1 protein-coding gene is annotated in these 231 nt (G+C 53.2%); it reads left to right on the top strand.

Annotation, left to right across the window (positions count from 1 at the left end):
• Positions 1 to 226 (top strand): endolytic transglycosylase MltG (mltG, locus tag ACPYOJ_RS37150; RefSeq protein ID WP_481420652.1); only part of this gene is annotated, 226 nt, incomplete at its 5' end.
• Positions 227 to 231: the final 5 nt, after the last annotated feature.

Genomic DNA, 231 nt, shown 5'->3' with positions numbered 1-231 from the left:
GACGCCAACGGCGTATAATACCTACGTGATTAGCGGTCTGCCGCCGGGCCCGATTGCCACGCCGAGCGAGGCTTCCCTGCGTGCGGCTGCGCATCCTGCTAAAACACCGTATCTCTATTTTGTGGCTGATGGAAAAGGGGGGCATACCTTTAACACCAACCTTGCCAGCCACAATCGCTCCGTTCAGGACTATCTGAAGGCACTTAAGGAAAAAAATGCGCAGTAAATATA

The sequence above is a fragment of the Rhizobium sp. SVR5-9E genome, assembly GCF_056755095.1.
This window is presented reverse-complemented; position numbering and strand designations above follow the sequence as displayed.